Origin of the sequence: Pseudomonas sp. R3-56, assembly GCF_051132075.1 — a bacterium.
Lineage (GTDB): Bacteria > Pseudomonadota > Gammaproteobacteria > Pseudomonadales > Pseudomonadaceae > Aquipseudomonas.
The window spans coordinates 1,015,001-1,031,655 of sequence record NZ_CP071657.1; the positions used below are offsets into that span (position 1 = coordinate 1,015,001).

General features: G+C 60.8%; 12 protein-coding genes, 2 rRNA genes and 2 pseudogenes (1 of these 16 cut by a window edge). 10 read left to right on the forward strand and 6 right to left on the reverse strand.

The features are described from left to right. The 5 genes from J3P96_RS04720 to J3P96_RS04740 all read left to right on the forward strand — a co-directional run. Window positions 1–466, forward strand: a 23S ribosomal RNA gene (locus J3P96_RS04720) (it extends 2,426 nt beyond the left edge of the window). A 164-nt stretch (window positions 467–630) separates the two neighbouring features. Next, window positions 631–746, forward strand: a 5S ribosomal RNA gene (gene rrf, locus J3P96_RS04725). A 147-nt stretch (window positions 747–893) separates the two neighbouring features. After that, window positions 894–1,553, forward strand: a complete 660-nt coding sequence (locus J3P96_RS04730; protein ID WP_434655664.1) for a paraquat-inducible protein A — start codon at window positions 894–896, stop codon at window positions 1,551–1,553. Continuing rightward, window positions 1,540–2,163 carry a paraquat-inducible protein A gene (locus J3P96_RS04735; protein ID WP_434655666.1) on the forward strand — a complete coding sequence of 208 codons (624 nt, stop codon included), beginning with the start codon at window positions 1,540–1,542 and terminating at the stop codon, window positions 2,161–2,163. Before J3P96_RS04730 ends, J3P96_RS04735 begins: the two co-directional genes overlap by 14 nt. Then, the gene (locus tag J3P96_RS04740; RefSeq protein ID WP_434655668.1) at window positions 2,156–4,459 is read left to right on the forward strand and encodes an MlaD family protein; all 2,304 of its coding nucleotides are present in this window, start codon (window positions 2,156–2,158) and stop codon (window positions 4,457–4,459) included. The genes J3P96_RS04735 and J3P96_RS04740 overlap by 8 nt, the downstream gene beginning before the upstream one ends. A 195-nt stretch (window positions 4,460–4,654) precedes the next feature. Here J3P96_RS04740 and mksF read toward each other — a convergent pair whose 3' ends face one another. The 3 genes from mksF to mksB are packed head-to-tail and all read right to left on the reverse strand — an operon-like array spanning window position 4,655 to window position 9,478. Then, the gene (mksF, locus tag J3P96_RS04745; RefSeq protein WP_434571817.1) at window positions 4,655–7,495 is read right to left on the reverse strand and encodes an Mks condensin complex protein MksF; all 2,841 of its coding nucleotides are present in this window, start codon (window positions 7,493–7,495) and stop codon (window positions 4,655–4,657) included. Then, window positions 7,492–8,193 (reverse strand): Mks condensin complex protein MksE, encoded by a 702-nt coding sequence (gene mksE / locus J3P96_RS04750; RefSeq protein WP_434655671.1) that lies wholly within the window; start codon window positions 8,191–8,193, stop codon window positions 7,492–7,494. Before mksE ends, mksF begins: the two co-directional genes overlap by 4 nt. Next, complete coding sequence (mksB, locus tag J3P96_RS04755; protein WP_434655673.1) at window positions 8,183–9,478, reverse strand: Mks condensin complex protein MksB; 1,296 nt, start codon at window positions 9,476–9,478, stop codon at window positions 8,183–8,185. Before mksB ends, mksE begins: the two co-directional genes overlap by 11 nt. A 220-nt stretch (window positions 9,479–9,698) precedes the next feature. Here mksB and J3P96_RS04760 point away from each other — a divergent pair, with 220 nt between their 5' ends. Together J3P96_RS04760 and rimI are read left to right on the forward strand one after the other, a co-directional pair. After that, the gene (locus tag J3P96_RS04760) at window positions 9,699–10,442 is read left to right on the forward strand and encodes an energy transducer TonB (protein ID WP_434658090.1); all 744 of its coding nucleotides are present in this window, start codon (window positions 9,699–9,701) and stop codon (window positions 10,440–10,442) included. Then, complete coding sequence (gene rimI / locus J3P96_RS04765) at window positions 10,435–10,887, forward strand: ribosomal protein S18-alanine N-acetyltransferase (RefSeq protein WP_003205585.1); 453 nt, start codon at window positions 10,435–10,437, stop codon at window positions 10,885–10,887. The genes J3P96_RS04760 and rimI overlap by 8 nt, the downstream gene beginning before the upstream one ends. 203 nt (window positions 10,888–11,090) lie before the next feature. Here rimI and J3P96_RS04770 read toward each other — a convergent pair whose 3' ends face one another. Next, window positions 11,091–11,495 carry a serine kinase/phosphatase gene (locus J3P96_RS04770; protein WP_434628302.1) on the reverse strand — a complete coding sequence of 135 codons (405 nt, stop codon included), beginning with the start codon at window positions 11,493–11,495 and terminating at the stop codon, window positions 11,091–11,093. Window positions 11,496–11,628: 133 nt separating this feature from the next. Here J3P96_RS04770 and can point away from each other — a divergent pair, with 133 nt between their 5' ends. After that, a complete protein-coding gene (can, locus tag J3P96_RS04775) occupies window positions 11,629–12,273 on the forward strand; it encodes a carbonate dehydratase (RefSeq protein ID WP_434655675.1) in 645 nt (214 codons plus the stop codon). Between the two features lie 92 nt (window positions 12,274–12,365). On the opposite strand, the gene J3P96_RS04780 is transcribed toward can, so the two are convergent. Both J3P96_RS04780 and J3P96_RS04785 read right to left on the reverse strand, forming a co-directional pair. Next, the gene (locus J3P96_RS04780; protein ID WP_434655676.1) at window positions 12,366–13,526 is read right to left on the reverse strand and encodes a hypothetical protein; all 1,161 of its coding nucleotides are present in this window, start codon (window positions 13,524–13,526) and stop codon (window positions 12,366–12,368) included. 111 nt (window positions 13,527–13,637) lie between these two features. Continuing rightward, the gene (locus tag J3P96_RS04785; RefSeq protein ID WP_434601839.1) at window positions 13,638–15,056 is read right to left on the reverse strand and encodes a short-chain fatty acid transporter; all 1,419 of its coding nucleotides are present in this window, start codon (window positions 15,054–15,056) and stop codon (window positions 13,638–13,640) included. Between the two features lie 374 nt (window positions 15,057–15,430). Between J3P96_RS04785 and J3P96_RS04790 the strand changes: the two are divergent. Together J3P96_RS04790 and J3P96_RS04795 are read left to right on the forward strand one after the other, a co-directional pair. After that, window positions 15,431–16,003 (forward strand): annotated as a pseudogene (locus J3P96_RS04790) (PAS domain-containing protein); the annotation flags it as partial. A gap of 156 nt (window positions 16,004–16,159) precedes the next feature. Continuing rightward, window positions 16,160–16,591: pseudogene (locus tag J3P96_RS04795) on the forward strand (methyl-accepting chemotaxis protein); the annotation flags it as partial. Window positions 16,592–16,655: the final 64 nt, after the last annotated feature.

Consider the following 16,655-nt stretch of genomic DNA (forward strand, 5'->3'; position numbering starts at 1 on the left):
ACTCCGGGGATAACAGGCTGATACCGCCCAAGAGTTCATATCGACGGCGGTGTTTGGCACCTCGATGTCGGCTCATCACATCCTGGGGCTGAAGCCGGTCCCAAGGGTATGGCTGTTCGCCATTTAAAGTGGTACGCGAGCTGGGTTTAGAACGTCGTGAGACAGTTCGGTCCCTATCTGCCGTGGACGTTTGAGATTTGAGAGGGGCTGCTCCTAGTACGAGAGGACCGGAGTGGACGAACCTCTGGTGTTCCGGTTGTCACGCCAGTGGCATTGCCGGGTAGCTATGTTCGGAAAAGATAACCGCTGAAAGCATCTAAGCGGGAAACTTGCCTCAAGATGAGATCTCACTGGGACCTTGAGTCCCCTGAAGGGCCGTCGAAGACTACGACGTTGATAGGCAGGGTGTGTAAGCGCTGTGAGGCGTTGAGCTAACCTGTACTAATTGCCCGTGAGGCTTGACCATATAACACCCAAGCAATTTGCTGATCCTGCTCTGGAAACGGAGAAAGGCACCAGATTGCGGTGTGTGAAGACGAAATGAACCGAAAGTTCGAGTCAAAACCCACAAACTATCGCATACCCATTCGCTGGAACGTGACCGTAAGGCACGCGCTGGCTACCGAATTTCTTGACGACCATAGAGCATTGGAACCACCTGATCCCATCCCGAACTCAGAAGTGAAACGATGCATCGCCGATGGTAGTGTGGGGTTTCCCCATGTGAGAGTAGGTCATCGTCAAGATTAAATTCCGAAACCCCTATCTGCTGACGCAGGTAGGGGTTTTGTTTTATCTGTAATAAAACCGGCCGAAGCTCGTGGTAAATTTGCGCAGTTATTTTCGAGCTGGCGCACTAGAATAGCCCCACCTTAGTTGAGCCAGAGCGCTATATGCCCGATCCGTCAGACATCGATAGGTTGTCAGATCTACCCTTGGACGGTCTGGTGGCGTGTCATGAATGCGACTTGTTGATGCGCAAGCCACAGCTTGCCCGCGGCGAAAAAGCCGAATGCCCCCGCTGTGGATACGAACTTTATGCACACCGACATAACGTGGTCGAACGTAGCCTCGCCCTGGTAGTTGCCGCTTTGCTGTTGTTTGTGCCGGCGAACTTTTTACCCATCATGCAGCTCAATCTGCTCGGACAGTCGTCCCAGGACACCGTCTGGAGTGGCGTGGTCGGGCTGTTCAATACCGGTATGCACGGTGTATCGGTGGTGGTGTTCCTGTGCAGCATGGGGATTCCGCTACTCAAGTTGCTCTGTCAGCTGATTGTGCTGCTGACCATTCGCTGGAACGTCGGACGAAGTTACGGCTTGTTGTTGTACCGCACTTACCATCACTTAAGGGATTGGGGGATGCTGGAGGTCTATTTCATGGGCGTGCTGGTTGCCATCGTCAAACTTGCCGACATGGCGGCTATTACCGTGGGCCTGGGCCTGGTGTGTTTTGTCAGCTTGTTGCTGGTTCAGGTCTGGCTGGAAGTGGTGATGTCACCGCATCAGATCTGGCAGGCGCTGTCAGGAGAGGATTCTCATGCGGGCGATTGATGCGGGCATTCTGATCTGCGTCGAATGTCACGAGTTGAATCGACAGGATGCAGAGGATGACAAACAGACCTGCTCCCGTTGTGGCGCACGCATCCATCCCCGTCGTCCGAACAGCCTCATGCGGACCTGGGCATTATTGATCACGGCCGCGATTCTCTATATCCCGGCCAATATGCTGCCGATCATGACCATCAATTCGCTGGGTCAGGGATCGCCCAGCACCATAATGGCCGGCGTCATCGAGCTGGTTCAGCACGGCATGATCCCTATTGCCGCGGTGGTGTTTGTTGCCAGTATCGTCGTGCCCACTTTCAAGCTGGTGGGGCTCGCCTTGTTGTTGTTTTCGGTGCAACGGCACCAGCCAATGTCCGCGCGTCAGCGCATCCTCATGTATCGCTTCATTGAGTTCATCGGCCGCTGGTCGATGCTGGACATTTTCGTAATCGCAATCCTGGTGGCGGTGGTCAATTTCGGGCGGCTTGCCAGTGTTGAAGCCGGTCTCGGTGCCATCGCCTTTGCCAGCGTAGTGATTTTGACAATGATTGCCGCAGTTACCTTCGATCCCCGACTGATTTGGGATAACACGGAGTCGGATGACGACCATGACTGATTTGCCTACTGCTAAAACCCGACCGGCTTCGAACTGGTCGGCCATCTGGGTCTTGCCGTTGATTGCCTTGATCATCGGCGGTTGGCTCGGCTGGCGGGCTTATAACGAGACCGGTATCGAGATCAGCGTACGTTTTGAAAGCGGTGAGGGCATCCAGGTCAACAAGACCGAGATCGTCTACAAAGGCATGACGGTGGGCAAGGTAAAGGACCTTACGCTTGATGACGAGGGCAGCTCGAAAGGCGTTATCGCGACCGTCGAAATGAACAAGGACGTCGAGCAATACCTCAAGACCGGCACACGTTTCTGGCTGGTCAAGCCGAGTGTGAGCCTGGCCGGGATCACCGGCCTGGAGACGCTGGTATCAGGCAACTACGTGGCCATAAGCCCGGGGGAAGGCGAGTCGACACGCAAGTTCAAGGCCTTGGCCGAAGAGCCGCCGCTATCGGACGCCAAACCAGGTTTGCACCTGACGATCAAGGCTGAGCGCCTGGGTTCGCTGGACCGTGGCAGCCCGGTTTTCTACAAACAGATTCAAGTTGGCCAGGTGAAAAGTTATTCCCTGTCCGAAGATCAGCGCACAGTCGAGGTCAAGGTCTTCATCGAGCCGACCTACGCCAGCCTGGTTCGCAAACACACACGATTCTGGAACGCCAGTGGCATCAGCATCGATGCCAACCTTTCGGGCGTCAAAGTACGCAGTGAATCACTGGCCAGTATCGTAGCCGGCGGTATCGCGTTCGCCACGCCGGAAAACCGCAAGGACAGCCCGCCCACGGACCCAAGCCTGCCGTTTCGTCTGTACGAGGACTTCGATGCGGCCGCCGCCGGGATCCGGGTAAAGGTCAAGCTCAGCGATTTCGAAGGGTTACAGGCGGGGCGCACGCCGGTCATGTACAAAGGTATCCAGGTTGGTAGCCTGAAGACGTTGAAGGTCGACCCCGACTTGTCCAGCGCCAGCGCCGAGCTGACCCTTGATCCTTTGGCCGAGGACTACCTGGTGACCGGCACTCAGTTCTGGGTCGTCAAGCCATCGATTTCCCTCGCGGGTATCACCGGGCTGGAAGCGCTGGTCAAGGGTAACTACATTGCCGTGCGCCCGGGCGACAAGGGCGCGGCGCCGCAGCGCGAATTCGAAGCCAGGGCGAAGGCTCCGCCATTGGACTTGCGTTCCCCTGGCCTGCACCTGGTGCTGCTGACTGAGAATCTGGGATCGCTGGAAGTCGGCAGTCCGATTCTCTACAAGCAGGTCAAGGTCGGCTCGGTGCAGAGCTACCAATTCTCCCGCAAGAAAAAACAATTAATCATCGGTGTGCACATCGAGAAGGAATACGAAGGGCTGGTGAACGGTTCGACGCGATTCTGGAACGCCAGCGGCGTCACCCTCACGGGCGGTCTGACTGGCGGAATACAGGTCAAGAGCGAGTCCCTGCAGAGCCTGATGGCCGGCGGGATCGCCTTCGAGACGCCGGAGCCGAATGTACCGTTGAAAAGACGCATCCCTCGGTTTCGCCTGCATGAAGACCGCGAAGCGGCACAGCAGAACGGCACGGTCGTGACGATCAAGGTCGATCGCGCCGACGGCTTGCGCAGCGGTACGCCGATCCGTTTCAAGGGGCTGGATGTGGGCAAGATCGAGAACGTCGATCTCAGCGCCGACATGCAGTCGGTGCTGGTCACCGCGCGTATCACCGAAGTGCCGGAGCGTATCGCCCGCGTCGGGACCCAGTTCTGGGTGGTCAAGCCAGAGCTGGGGTTGATGAAGACGTCGAACCTGGAAACCCTGGTGACCGGTCAATACATTGAAGTGCAGCCCGCTGTGAAAAGCCAGGGTCCACAGAAAAGCTTTGTTGCGTTGACCGAACCACCCGAAAGCGCGGTTCCGGAGGCTGGTTTGAGCCTGGTATTGAGTGCGGCGCGCCGTGGTTCGTTGAAGATTGGCGTGCCGGTGACCTATCGCGAGGTGACGGTGGGCAAAGTCACGGGATATGAATTGGGCCAGACGGCGGACCGAGTGCTGGTCCATATCCTGATCGAGCCCAAGTATGCGCCGTTGGTGCGCAGTGGCACTCGCTTCTGGAACAGCAGCGGTTTTGGCCTGGACTTCGGCTTATTCAAGGGCGCGACGGTGCGGACCGAGTCGCTGGAGACGCTGATTCAGGGCGGTATCGCTTTTGCGACACCGGACGGCGAGCGGATGGGCAACCCGGCGCGACCGCAGCAGACGTTCCCGCTGTTCGACAAGTTTGAAGATGAGTGGCTGACCTGGGCGCCGAAGATCACGCTCGGCAAGTGAGCTTATAGGATGTGACACCTGTGGCGAGGGAGCTTGCTCCCGCTGGGCCGGTCCGACGCTTCGGGCGTAGCGGCCCCAAAGCCTGCGACCGCTGCGCAGTCGAGCGGGAGCAAGCTCCCTCGCCACGGAGTTTGCGATAACAAAAAAGGCCGCGATCCAATGGATCGCGGACTTTTTCATACCCGGCTATTCACCTCAGACCGGATCCAGCTCCGGCTCATCGGCCTGGACGTTCACCGTGGCTTTCACCGCATCGTGGCGACGGATGTACTTCCAGTCCGCCTCGTCGATGTAGATGCCGTTCGGGCCGCTGCCGCCTTCCAGGTCGATGGCGACACTGGCGCAGACCTGCGGCTTCACACTGGCGAGGATCGGCACGAAGCCCAGTTGCAAGCTGGTTTCCAGCAGCGCAGCCTGGTTCTTCTCGTCGATGTCCGCCGCTTCGTCCAGGTAATACGGCAGACGCACACGGCCGGCCTGTTCGCGGTCCATCAGGTGCAGCAACAAGTACATGTTGGTCAGCGCCTTGATGGTCATGGTCGTGCCGTTGGACGCCGCGCCATCGATGTCGGTGTGGATCACCGGCTGGCCGTTGACCTTGGTGATCTCGAACGCCAGTTCGAACAGGTCCTTGAGGCCGAGCTGGTTGTGGTTTGCAGCCACCAGCCGCGCCAGATATTCCTTGGCTTCTTCGTTCTTGTTGTCCTGCTCGGCGCTCTGGCTCAGGTCGAACACCGACAGCGTCTCGCCTTCTTCGTACTGGCCGGCGCTGTGGATGATCTGGTCGATGTGCTTGAGCGCTTCCTTGTTCGGCGCCAGGACGATGCGGAAGCTTTGCAGGTTGGACACCTGGCGCTTGTTGATCTCGCGGTTGAACAACGCCAACTGGTGTTCGAGGCTGTCGTAGTCGCTGCGGATGTTACGCAAGGTCCGGGCAATGTCGGTGACGGCCGCACGGCGCGCCTTGCCCAGGGTCAGGGCTTCGTCGGTGCGGTGGGCATAGGCGTTGATCAGCAGTTGCAGACGGCGCTCCATGTCGTCTTCGCTGTCGAACTTGGCCACGCCCTTGAGGCGCACCTGGGCGTACAGCGCTTCGATCTGGCCATCGACCCGTAACAGGCCCTGCCAACTGTCCTGATAATCGTTGAGCAGCGGCAACAGGTTGTCCATGGAGTCGTCGACCGGGTCCATGAACGGCGTGCCGAATGGCAGGTCCGCCGGCAGCAACTGACGACGGCGCAGGGCATCGTCGAGGGTGCGTTGCTTGGCTTCCATGTCGGCGATCTGCCGGCCCACCAGTTGCAACTTGGCGGACAATTGCTGGACGCGCTCGGTGAAGGCATCGCTGGAGCGCTTGAGTTCGTCCTGGGCGGCTTCCATCTGCGCCAGTTGCTCGAGTTTCTCGCTTTCCTCGGCGCTCAAGGTCTGGGTGCGACGGAAATCCTCCAGGGCTTTCTGCGCATCCAGGACCTGCTGGTACAGCGCTTCGGTCTGGGTCTTGCTCGCGGCACGGTCGGCGGCCACGGCTTGTTGGGTCTTGAGCTGCTTGAGCTCTTTTTCCAGACGCTCTTTCTGATCGCGCAGCGCGGCGCGGTCGGCAAGCGCTTGCAGGGCTGGCGGTTCGATGTGGGACAGGTCGATGGACAGGCCGGGCACTTCGAAGCGCTCGCCCTTGAAGCCGTCGAGAATCAGCTCCATGGATTTGACCCACTCGCCATTCTCGTCCAGCGCGATGCCATGTTCGCCCAGCGGCAGGCTGAACAAAGCGCTGTTGAACAGGCGCATCAGGCGCTCGACGTCCTGCTGGGAGAACTCTTCGCGCAGGCGGGCGTAGCTGTTGTTGTCGGCGTGATCGAGTTGCTGCTTGACCGACTTCAGGCGTTTTTCCAGATCCCGCAGGCGCTCTTCCAGGTCTTCGGCGCTGAACTGCCGGGACTGAGCCAGAGCGCCGGCCAGTTCGTCGTGGGCGTCTTTGGCGGCGAGCAGCTGCTGCTCCAGGACCTTGACGTCGTCCACCAGGGCAAAGCGATGCTTGAGCACCGACAGCTCGCCGAGCCAGCGCTGGATGCCGCTGATTTCACGCTCCAGGCGCATCAGCTCCTGGGTGCCGCCGCGCTGGTCGTTCTGCAGCGAATCCTGCTCGTTGCGGTAGTGCTCGGCCTGGATGGTCAGCTCTTCCTTGCGCGCACTCGCATAGTCCGACCAGGTGCCCAGCAGCGAGTCGAGCAATGGCGACAGGCGATGCAGTTTGCCGCGCAGGATATCGCGCTGCTTCACGCCGTTGGCCAAGGCTTCCACCAACGGGCCGGCCGCCACCAGGGAGTTGTAGTCCTGTTCCATGCGTCGCACGTCGCGGAAGGCTTCTTCGCACGCGGCTATGTAGTCCACGCTGCCGGAGCGCAGGCTGTGCTCGAAGGCATCGAGGAACAGTTGCTTGAGCTTGGCGGCGGTGATTTCGCGCATGTGCAGCAGGTTGATGAACAACGCGCGGAAGGTCTTGAGGCTTTGCTCGCTGGTGGAGCGCAGCGGGATCAGCGTCAGGTCCAGGGGGATCGAGGTGTGTCCGCCGACCAGCAGGCGACGCAGTTCATCCGGCTTGAGTTCGTAGGCCTTCAGGCCTTCGCGCTCCAGGTTGGTGAACAGCTCTTTCTGGCGCAGGCAAGTGTCATCTTTCTGATAGTGGGCCAGGTCCAGTTTGCCGGCGTAGGCAAAGAACTGATGGCCGAAACCGCCGCCAGGGCCGCGACCGACCACGCCAATCACGTGCGGGCCGTGGGGCAGGGCAACTTCCACGAGGATGTAGCTGGTGTCCGAGGCGAAATAGAAACGCCGGGATTGCTCCAGGCTGTACTTGCCAAAGCTCATGTCCGACATGCGCGCCAGGATCGGGAACTGCAAAGCGTTGATCGAGGCGGATTTACCGAGGTTGTTCGCGCCGTACACCGACAGCGGTTCTTCCAGCGGGAACAAACCGAGGCTATAGCCGGCGGTGTTCAAAAGGGCAAAGCGGCGGATGCCGTAGCGTTCCTTGCTCATGCGTCGGTCTCCTGTTCTTCGGCAATGGCGCGGGCCAGTGCGTCTTCTTCGCTTTCACCGTCGAATTCACTGAGGTCTAGCGGATCATCGGTCTGCAGCAGTTTTTCGTCGCTGTCTTCGTCGATCAGTACCGGCGCCGGCAACGGCAGCACGCTGTGCAGGCTGGCGGCCAGGTCGCGGTCCTGCTGGACCGACAGGCAGACGTCGATAAAACGATGCATCGGTGGCAGGAAGCGGTACACGCCGTTTTCTTCGCTGGCAAAACCCAGCTGGGTCATGCGGCGCATGATTTTTTCTTCCAGCTCTTCCTGGGTCTGTACTTCGGCCTGGATGAACAGGTCGCGGTATTTTTCCAGCAGCGACGGCAACTCATCGCGACCGAGGCTGCCACCGTCGAGCACGGCGATTGGGTCGCGACCCTGATCGGCCAGGTGTTCGACGAGGATGAAGGTGAACAGGGCCAGGCGCTGGGCGGTCTTGTTCACCGCGGCGGCGGCCAAGTCGGGTACGAAGTAATAAAAGCCGCGGGTGTCGCACACCAGTTCGAAGCCCAAGGCCTTGAACAGCGTGCGGTACTGGTCCTGGAAGTTCGACAGTTGCGCGTACAGCTCCGGGTCGCGGCGGCTGACGTGGTAACCCTTGAACAGCTCGCGAAAGATCGGTGCCAGCTGGGACAGTTCGGATAGATCAAGTTGCATGGGAAGTACTTGCATGAAGAGTGCTCGCAGAATCCTCGGCGGCGGTGTCGCCGGCCGAGAGCAGGGCGAAGGAGCGCAGGCTGACCTGATGCTCATGGGTGTGGTAATCGCGGCGTTCCAGACGCTCGCGCTTGAAACGTTTTTCCCGCGACAGGCGCGAGAACCAGTACAGCAATTCGTCGGTGGCACCGTCCGGTTCTTGCTCCAGCAGCCAGCTCATCAGGTCCGGCATCGGCAGGGCGTCTTCGCAACGCTCGACCATCTCGCGCACGGTGCGCGGAGCCCGTGGTGCCTCGCCGCCCTTGTGGGTCTTGTGGGACTTGGGGAAGCGCGCCGGTTTCGGTTCGAAGCGGGCCAGGGCATAGACATAGGCTTCGACCTGGCTGGCGCTGCCCAGGAAGGTGCTTTGCGGTCGGGTGAACAGCGGCATGGCGGCTTGCGGCACGGCATCGATGCCCTTGCGGCGAATGGCCGCCAGGGCCAGCGCCGCGCCACGGGTCACGGCGTTGTGGCGGCGAGCCTCTTCACGCAGCGGCAGGAGCAGTTCCCGGGCGTGGCGCAGGGTCAGTTGGGCGCTGGTCTGCATTTCGAGGATGCGTGCATGGGTACGCAGCAGCATGTCGTCGTCGACGAGGTGGCCGAGGCGCTGTTGTTCGGTGAGCATGCGCAACAGCACGTTCTCGACCTTGCGCACGCCTTGCTCGAAGGCGCCGTCGGCGTTCACCAGTTGGATCATCGGTTCGACGTATTCGTCCCAGGTCGCCAGTACTTCGGCGTAGCGCTGGCGCAGCGGAATCTGTCGATCGCTGGTCTTGGCCCGTTCGGCCACGGCCACCAGTGCTTGCTCATCGTTGGCGAGCTTCTTCAGGACGTCGCGCACGCGCATGTCCAGCAAGCGCAACTGGCGGGCCAGGTCGTTGCCGTCGCGCACCTCGAAAGCGTCTTGGATGTAACCGGCCAGGCGCTCGAGGTGGCGCAGGTAGGCTTCGATCTCCAGGCACAGGCCCAGGCGGTGTTCGCGGCGAAGGTAGGCGAGGAAGTCGTGGATCTGGGCGTTGAGCTCGAAACGGTTGGGGCTTTTCGCCACCGGCACGAGGATGTCCAGGCGGATCCACACGTCCAGCAGGTGGGTGATGTCCTGGGGCGTGCTGTCCAGTTGTTGGGCGGCCAGTTGTGAACGCAGTTCGTTGAGGCTCAGGGTGCCCTGGTCGAAGTGCTCGCACAAAGGTTCCAGCAATGCCCAGTGTTCAGCAAGGGCGCGCAAGACGCGCTTGGGTTCGATCATCGCAATGGCCGTCGGGTTGGCAATTAAAAGCGGCGATTGTACTGCATCGCGCCGGTTGCTATTCACCCCCGAGACGGACTGTCGTCGCGTATCGCTCAACTATCGGCTCAACAGGGAAGCGATCCGCGCCGAAGGGCGGTAGAATCCTCCCCACTTTCAGTTATCCACAAGTGGCCGACCCTTGCTTATCGAGTCCCGCCGCCGCGCCTATCTGACCGCCATGCAGGTGGTCAACTGGCTGCCGCGTACCGAATTGCCATTTGCCGCCCCGTCGCGGCCCGAGCTGCTGGAAGCGCCTGAGCCGATGGAGGTCGCGCCGCCCCAGGCCGCGCCCGTCGCCAAGACCGTTGCCGAACCGTTGGCGCCCGCTGTCGAACGGCCGAAAGTCGAAGTCCCGCGTCCGAGCCTGGCCTCGACCCGGACCAACGCCAAAGTGGAAGAGGTCGACGAAGCGCCGGCCCCGGTGAAGGTCGCACAGGTGCCGCCGCCACGTTTCGCCCTGCAACTGCTGCGAGCCGGGCGTTGCCTGCTGCTGGTGGAGTTACCCACCGGCGAACCCTTCCAGAGCCGCGATCCAGCCTACTTGCTGCTCAAGGACATGCTGCGTGCCGCCGGCCTGCCGGACAGCCCGCAGATCATCGGCGAGCCGGTGCGCTGGCCATTGTTGTCGCGCGGCACGATGGACCAGGGGCCGGAGGCGGCGCGGGATTTTGTCCAGGGATTTGTTTCGGCGCGTCTGGAAGACGAACCGTGCGTGTGTCTGTGGCTCATCGGCCTGCCGGCAGTGAGGTTCGCCGGCGAGGCGGATGCCGAAGCGTTCAACCGTGAATTGCAGGTCGAAGGCCTGGGCTCGGCCTGGGCATTGCCTGGACTGGAATCGTTAATGGAAACGCCACGGCACAAGGCTGACGTCTGGCAAGCCATGCGCCGGCTGATGGCGCGCTGGAAAGAATCGAATGAGTGACGCTGTATCGTTCCGCCCGATGACCGAGGCGGACCTCGACGCTGTACTGAAGATCGAATACGCGGCCTACAGCCATCCCTGGACCCGCGGGATATTTCTCGACGGGCTGGGCAAATACCAGATCTGGCTGATGTTCGAAGGCCAGCAGCAAGTCGGCCATGGCGTGGTGCAGATCATCCTCGATGAAGCGCACCTGCTCAATATCACCGTCAAGCCGGAAAACCAGGGGCGCGGCCTGGGTTTGCGGCTCTTGGAACACTTGATGTCGATTGCCTACAAGGCGGAGGCACGCGAATGCTTCCTGGAAGTGCGCGACAGCAATCGCACAGCGTTCCGGTTGTATGAGCGTTATGGTTTCAACGAGATTGGCCGGCGGCGGGATTACTACCCGGCGGTGGGCGGGCGTGAAGATGCGGTGGTCATGGCCTGTACCTTGGTGGACTGAATTAAGGGCATCTATGTTGACTGGCCCACCGCTTTCGCGAGCAGGCTCGCTCCCACAGGGATTTGGCGGCGTACATCAAATCCTGGGTACCCCATGTGGGAGCGGGCCTGCCCGCGAAGACGGCGGTACATTCAGCATTGATGCAATGAACCACCGCTTTCGCGAGCAGGCTCGCTCCCACAGGGGATAGGCGAGGTTTTTGTTCAGCGCTTGCCATCCAATGGGTCGATATCGGCCATTTCCGCTTCGTCCAGACCGTCGCCGCCGCCGATATCATTTTCATCCACGACGCTCAGGTCCCAATCGGCCTGTTCACCTTCACCGGCCTCCAGGGCGTCCCTGGCGCCATCATCACGGATCAGGGTCTCGGGGCTCAGATCATCGTCGGTCGGCTGGCGATCATCCATCGAGGCCCCCGTCATGCCTGCTTCACGCACACGTTCGTCCGGTATCAGTTGCTCGCGCTCGTTTTCGGGCAGCTCGTCGCCGATCCTGGCTTCGTATTCATCGTCATCGAATTCCAGCTCACGCATCGAGCCCATGCGGTCTTCGTTGTCGTCGATGGGTTCCGGTTGCACCGCATCGTAGGGACGTCGTGAATCATTCATGGCAATTCCTCATACTGTGGGCCTTACTATGAGTCGACCGGCTGCGGTGCCAGGAATTCCAACGCGCTGCCGACGTGACCTCGACCGGCGGTCGTCTGTCACAGTTGCGCACTCTCTATCGAGGCTGGACAGCATGAATGAATTACAAGATCTGATTGATAACAACGCGCGCTGGGCCGATGCGATCAAGCAGGAGGATCCTGACTTCTTCGCCAAGCTGGCTCGTCAGCAAACCCCCGAATACCTGTGGATCGGCTGCTCCGACGCGCGAGTGCCGGCCAACGAAATCGTCGGCATGTTGCCAGGTGATCTGTTTGTGCACCGTAACGTCGCCAACGTGGTGTTGCACACCGACCTGAACTGCCTTTCGGTGATCCAGTACGCGGTGGACGTGCTCAAGGTCAAGCACATCCTGGTCACCGGCCATTACGGCTGCGGCGGCGTGCGTGCCTCGATGCAGGACCGCCAGCTCGGCCTGATCGACGGCTGGCTGCGCTCGATTCGCGACTTGTACTACGAGCACCGCGAAGCGTTGGCCAAATTGCCGACCGAAGAGGAACAGGTCGACCGCCTATGTGAACTCAACGTGATCCAGCAGGTGGCGAACGTCGGTCACACCAGCATCGTCCAGAATGCCTGGCACCGCGGGCAGAAACTGTCCATTCATGGTTGCATCTACGGGATCAAGGACGGGCGCTGGAAAAGCCTGGACACCACGATCAGCGGTTTCGAGCAGCTGCCACCGCAGTATCGCTTGCGTCCTGTAGACGCGCCCTGAGCACGGACGTCAGAGATCAGCATCGTCGCTGATTGACGGCAGCGGCGCTTTCCCGCGTCAGCCAAGGCTCACGCGGGAAGGCTCCGTCAGGTTCAGACTGATTCAGCTGGCAGCGGCATCGGCACCTTCAATTGCTGAAGTTGCGACTTGATCGCCGGCGCCGCGCATTTTGTCGCCGCTTCGGCCGGCGTCAGTTTGCGAATCGAGGTATAGAACAACTCGCAGGTCTTCTCTTTCTGGGTAACCTGCCAGGTCTGCGTGCATTGGTTCAGTTGCTGGGTCGGATCGGTATCGGGCTTGCTGCCCATCCCGGCTTGCCAGCATGCGGCGCTCAGGTCCTGTCCCATGACTTTCAAGCCGGCAGCATCTGCCTTGGCCTGGTCACCGTCATAGCTTTCAGGGTCGGCGGCGTACCAGATATAGCTGGGGTGATTGGAGCCGAGTACCGGAACCTTGACGCCTTCTGTCGGTGTGATGGTCGCCAGGCCGAGCACATTCACGGTCGGGCCGTATTGGGTCTTGATCCAGTTCCGCACCGGAGCGCCGAAGGCCACCATCGGCAGTGCATTGCCGCTGGCGTTCTGGCTGACCTGCTTGACCATGGTGGTCTGGTAGTCGTTGAAATAATCGTAGACGCCTTCCAGCGCCTGGCCGGCGTTGGACGGGGCGGCGATCGGCGCGATGTCGATGATCGTCTGGTAAGCCGGCGTCTGGTCGGCGGCGATGCCATTGGCGGTCAGCAGCGTGGCCCAGCGGTCGGTGGTGGCCGATTCGAGGTAATCCTGGGCCTGGGTCAGCGAGTAATCCGGCGGGAAGTGCAGCAACTCGACGCTCTTGCGGTTTTCCAAGGCCATGCCCAGGGGCAGGAACAGGTACCAGTTGTAGGCCCACTTTTTGTCATTGTTGAGTTTCGTCGCGCCGTTGTACGCCAGGTCTCCGGCGTTGAGCAGCGCGGCCAGCGGTTGGCCGTAGCTTTTCGGGACTCCGCTGATGCTCGCGTAGACGATGTCGTTATCGCGCTTGACGCTGACCTTGGCCGCGCCGTAGCCGTCACGCTGTACGCTTTGGGTCAGGTAATGCTCGACGGTCTGCTCCAGCGTCCAGTTGCGAAAACAGATGACGTTGCAGTTGTTGGGGTAGGCGAAGAGACGGGTGACACGTTCGGTACTGCCCAGTTGTACATCGATGTCGGCGGCATGGGCGGCGGCACTGAAGGCCAGGGCGGCGAGAGAGAATACGGCGAGTTTGGACATGCTCAGATCCTTTTCAGCGTGTGGGCCCTTTGAACAGGGTGTATCCATACTGAAACAGACGGAGCCGAAGAAGAAGTGGGCCGATGTAAATATCGGCCCTTTTTTATGGCTTTATGGCATCACTGGCGGCAAATAGGTCAGCGTGGTCCCCAAGGCCCAGAGCAGTACCAGCACCAGAGGGGTGTGCACCAGCAGTTGCACAAAGGAAAAACCGATCAGATCCCTGGCCTTCAGCCCCAGGACGCCCAGCAGCGGCAGCATGTAGAACGGATTGATCAGGTTCGGCAGCGCCTCGGCGGCGTTATAGATCTGCACCGCCCAGCCAAGGTGATAGTTCAGGTCATTGGCCACCTGCATGACGTAGGGCGCTTCGATGATCCACTTGCCCCCGCCCGAGGGAATGAAGAAGCCCAGCACCGCCGAATAGACGCCCATCAACAAGGCGTAGGTGTCATGCGACGCGATCTGTACGAAAAAGGTCGAGATATGGTGGGCCAGCGTCTGCGCGTCGCTGCCCTTGACCGTGGTCAGCAGCGCGGCGATCGAACCGTACAGCGGAAACTGGATCAACACCCCGGTGGTGGTCGGCACCGCGCGGGCCACGGCGTCGAGAAAGCTGCGCGGGCGCCAGTGCAGCAATGCGCCGAGCATGATGAACAGGAAGTTGTAGGTGTTCAGCCCGGAAATGGCACTGATCGCAGGCTTGGTGGAAAACTCATGGAACAGCCAGCCGGCAGCCAGCAGCACCAGGGCGATGGTCAACAGCGGGCTGTGTTCCAGCCATTCTCCCGGACGGGTGCGAGGCTGCAATGCCGGCATGCTGAAACTCGGATCGATCCCGCAGGCGGCGGCGTCACGAGCGCTGTTGGGCCCTGGAGCGGTGGCGTAGGCGACGATCAGCGAAATCACGATCAGCGCCAGCAACATCACCCCGGACTGCCAGAGGAAAATGGTCTGGGTGAACGGAATGACGCCCGTGATGGACAGGATCGATGGCGGCAGGCTGGCCGGGTTGGCCTGCAGTTGCGCGGCCGATGAAGACAATCCCAGCGCCCACACCGCGCCCAGGCCCAGATAGGCGGCGGCACCGGCGGCGCGATAATCCATTTTCAAGTCGCTGCGCCGGGCGAGTGCCCGCACCAGCAGGCCGCCGAACACCAGCGACAGGCCCCAGTTGAGCAGCGACGCGACCATGGAAATCAAGGCCACCCAGGCCACCGCGCTGCGGCCGTTTTTTGGAATCCGTGCCAGGCGATCGATCAGCTTGACGGCGGGCGGCGAACTGGCGACCACGTAACCGCCAATCACCACGAAGGCCATTTGCATCGTGAACGGAATCAGGCTCCAGAAGCCATCGCCAAACGCCATCGCCGCTGCCGTGGGCGTAGCGCCGATGAACTGCGTGGCGATTGCGACCACCAGCACCGCCAGCGCGGCGAAGACCCAGGAGTCGGGAAACCAGCGCTCGGCGAAACTGGAGCAGCGCAATGCGAAGCGGGCGGAGCGGCTGTCTTCAATGTCAGTGGTCACGGCAATCACCTCGGTTTTTATGGTTATGGGTATCTGGTGCGACGAAGCATCAGCGGTCGGACGCCAACGGTGGAACATTCCAATGACCGTGGAAGCCGGACCGGCGTTCGAGCGCCACTGGATTATTTTTCAGGCCGACCAGCGGCACTCTTCAGAAACAAATCGCCAAGCCGATGGCATGGGAACACAACAGATTCTCTGCCTGCCGGAGCATGCCCATGTTCAACACCCGCCTCAAGCAGGAGCTGCTGGCTCTTCGCCAAGAACTCTCGAGCATCATGCAAGTCAAGGAAAGCCTGGACCGAGAGATGTTGGCGCTGACCCTCGACGCCGAGGGGCGGGTGCAATCGGTCAATCAGAACTTTCTCGACGAGATGCATTACAAGAGCCAGGACCTTATTGGCCGCGCTGTCGAGGACCTGGTGCCGGCCTACCTGAGGTCCAACGAATTCCAGATTCGCTTCAAGACTGCGCTGACCCGCGGTGAGCACTTCTCCGGTGCCGTTCGCCTGGCACGGGGCAACGGCGACGAGGCCTGGCTACGCTCGATCCTCCAGCCGGTACGGGATGCCAATGGGCGAATCCGCTATTTCTCGATGTATTCCAGTGACCTGACCCGTACCATCGAAAATTCCCGCGAGCATGAAAACCTGATCGGCGCCCTGGTGCGTTCGACAGCGGTGATCGAGTTCGACCTGGGCGGCCACGTCCTGACAGCGAATGATCGTTTTCTCAATGCCATGGGCTACAGCCTTGCGCAGATCAAGGGCAAGCACCACCGCACGTTTTGCGAACCCGAGGAGTACAACAGCGCGGCCTACCAGAACTTCTGGAAACGCCTGAACAACGGGGAATTTGTCGCCGGCCGCTTCAAGCGCCTCGACAGCAATGGCCGTGAGGTGTGGCTGGAGGCTTCCTATAATCCGGTACTCGACGCCAACGAGCGCCTTTACAAAGTGGTCAAGTTCGCGACCAATATCACCGATCAGGTCAACCAGGAAAAAGCCGTCGCCGAAGCCGCCAGCATCGCCTACAGCACGTCATTGCAGACCGATAACAGCGCCCAGCGCGGAACCACCGTCGTGACCCAGGCGGTGGACGTGATGCGTGACCTGGCCCGACACATGCAAACCGCCGGTCAAGGTATCGAGGCCCTGAACGAGCAGTCCCTGGTCATCGGGACCATCGTCAAGACCATCAGCGGCATCGCCGAACAGACCAACCTGCTGGCGCTCAACGCGGCCATCGAGGCTGCTCGGGCCGGTGAGCAGGGACGGGGTTTCGCAGTGGTCGCCGATGAGGTCCGGCAACTGGCTTCGCGAACCAGCCAGGCGACCGACGAGATCATTGGCGTGGTCCGCCAGAACCAGGACATGGCCCGCAATGCCGTGGCGCTGATGACCGATGGTCAACATCAGGCCGAACAGGGCCTGGCCCTGGCAGCCGAGGCGGGAACGGTCATCGTCGAGATCCAGGACGGGGCGAAAAAGGTGGTCGATGCGGTGAGCCAGTTCGCCAATCAGCTGTCGACTTGAGAACTTGTTGAGTGAGCCGCCTTAGCGAGCAGGCTCGCTCCCACAGTTGATCGGGGTTGTCACA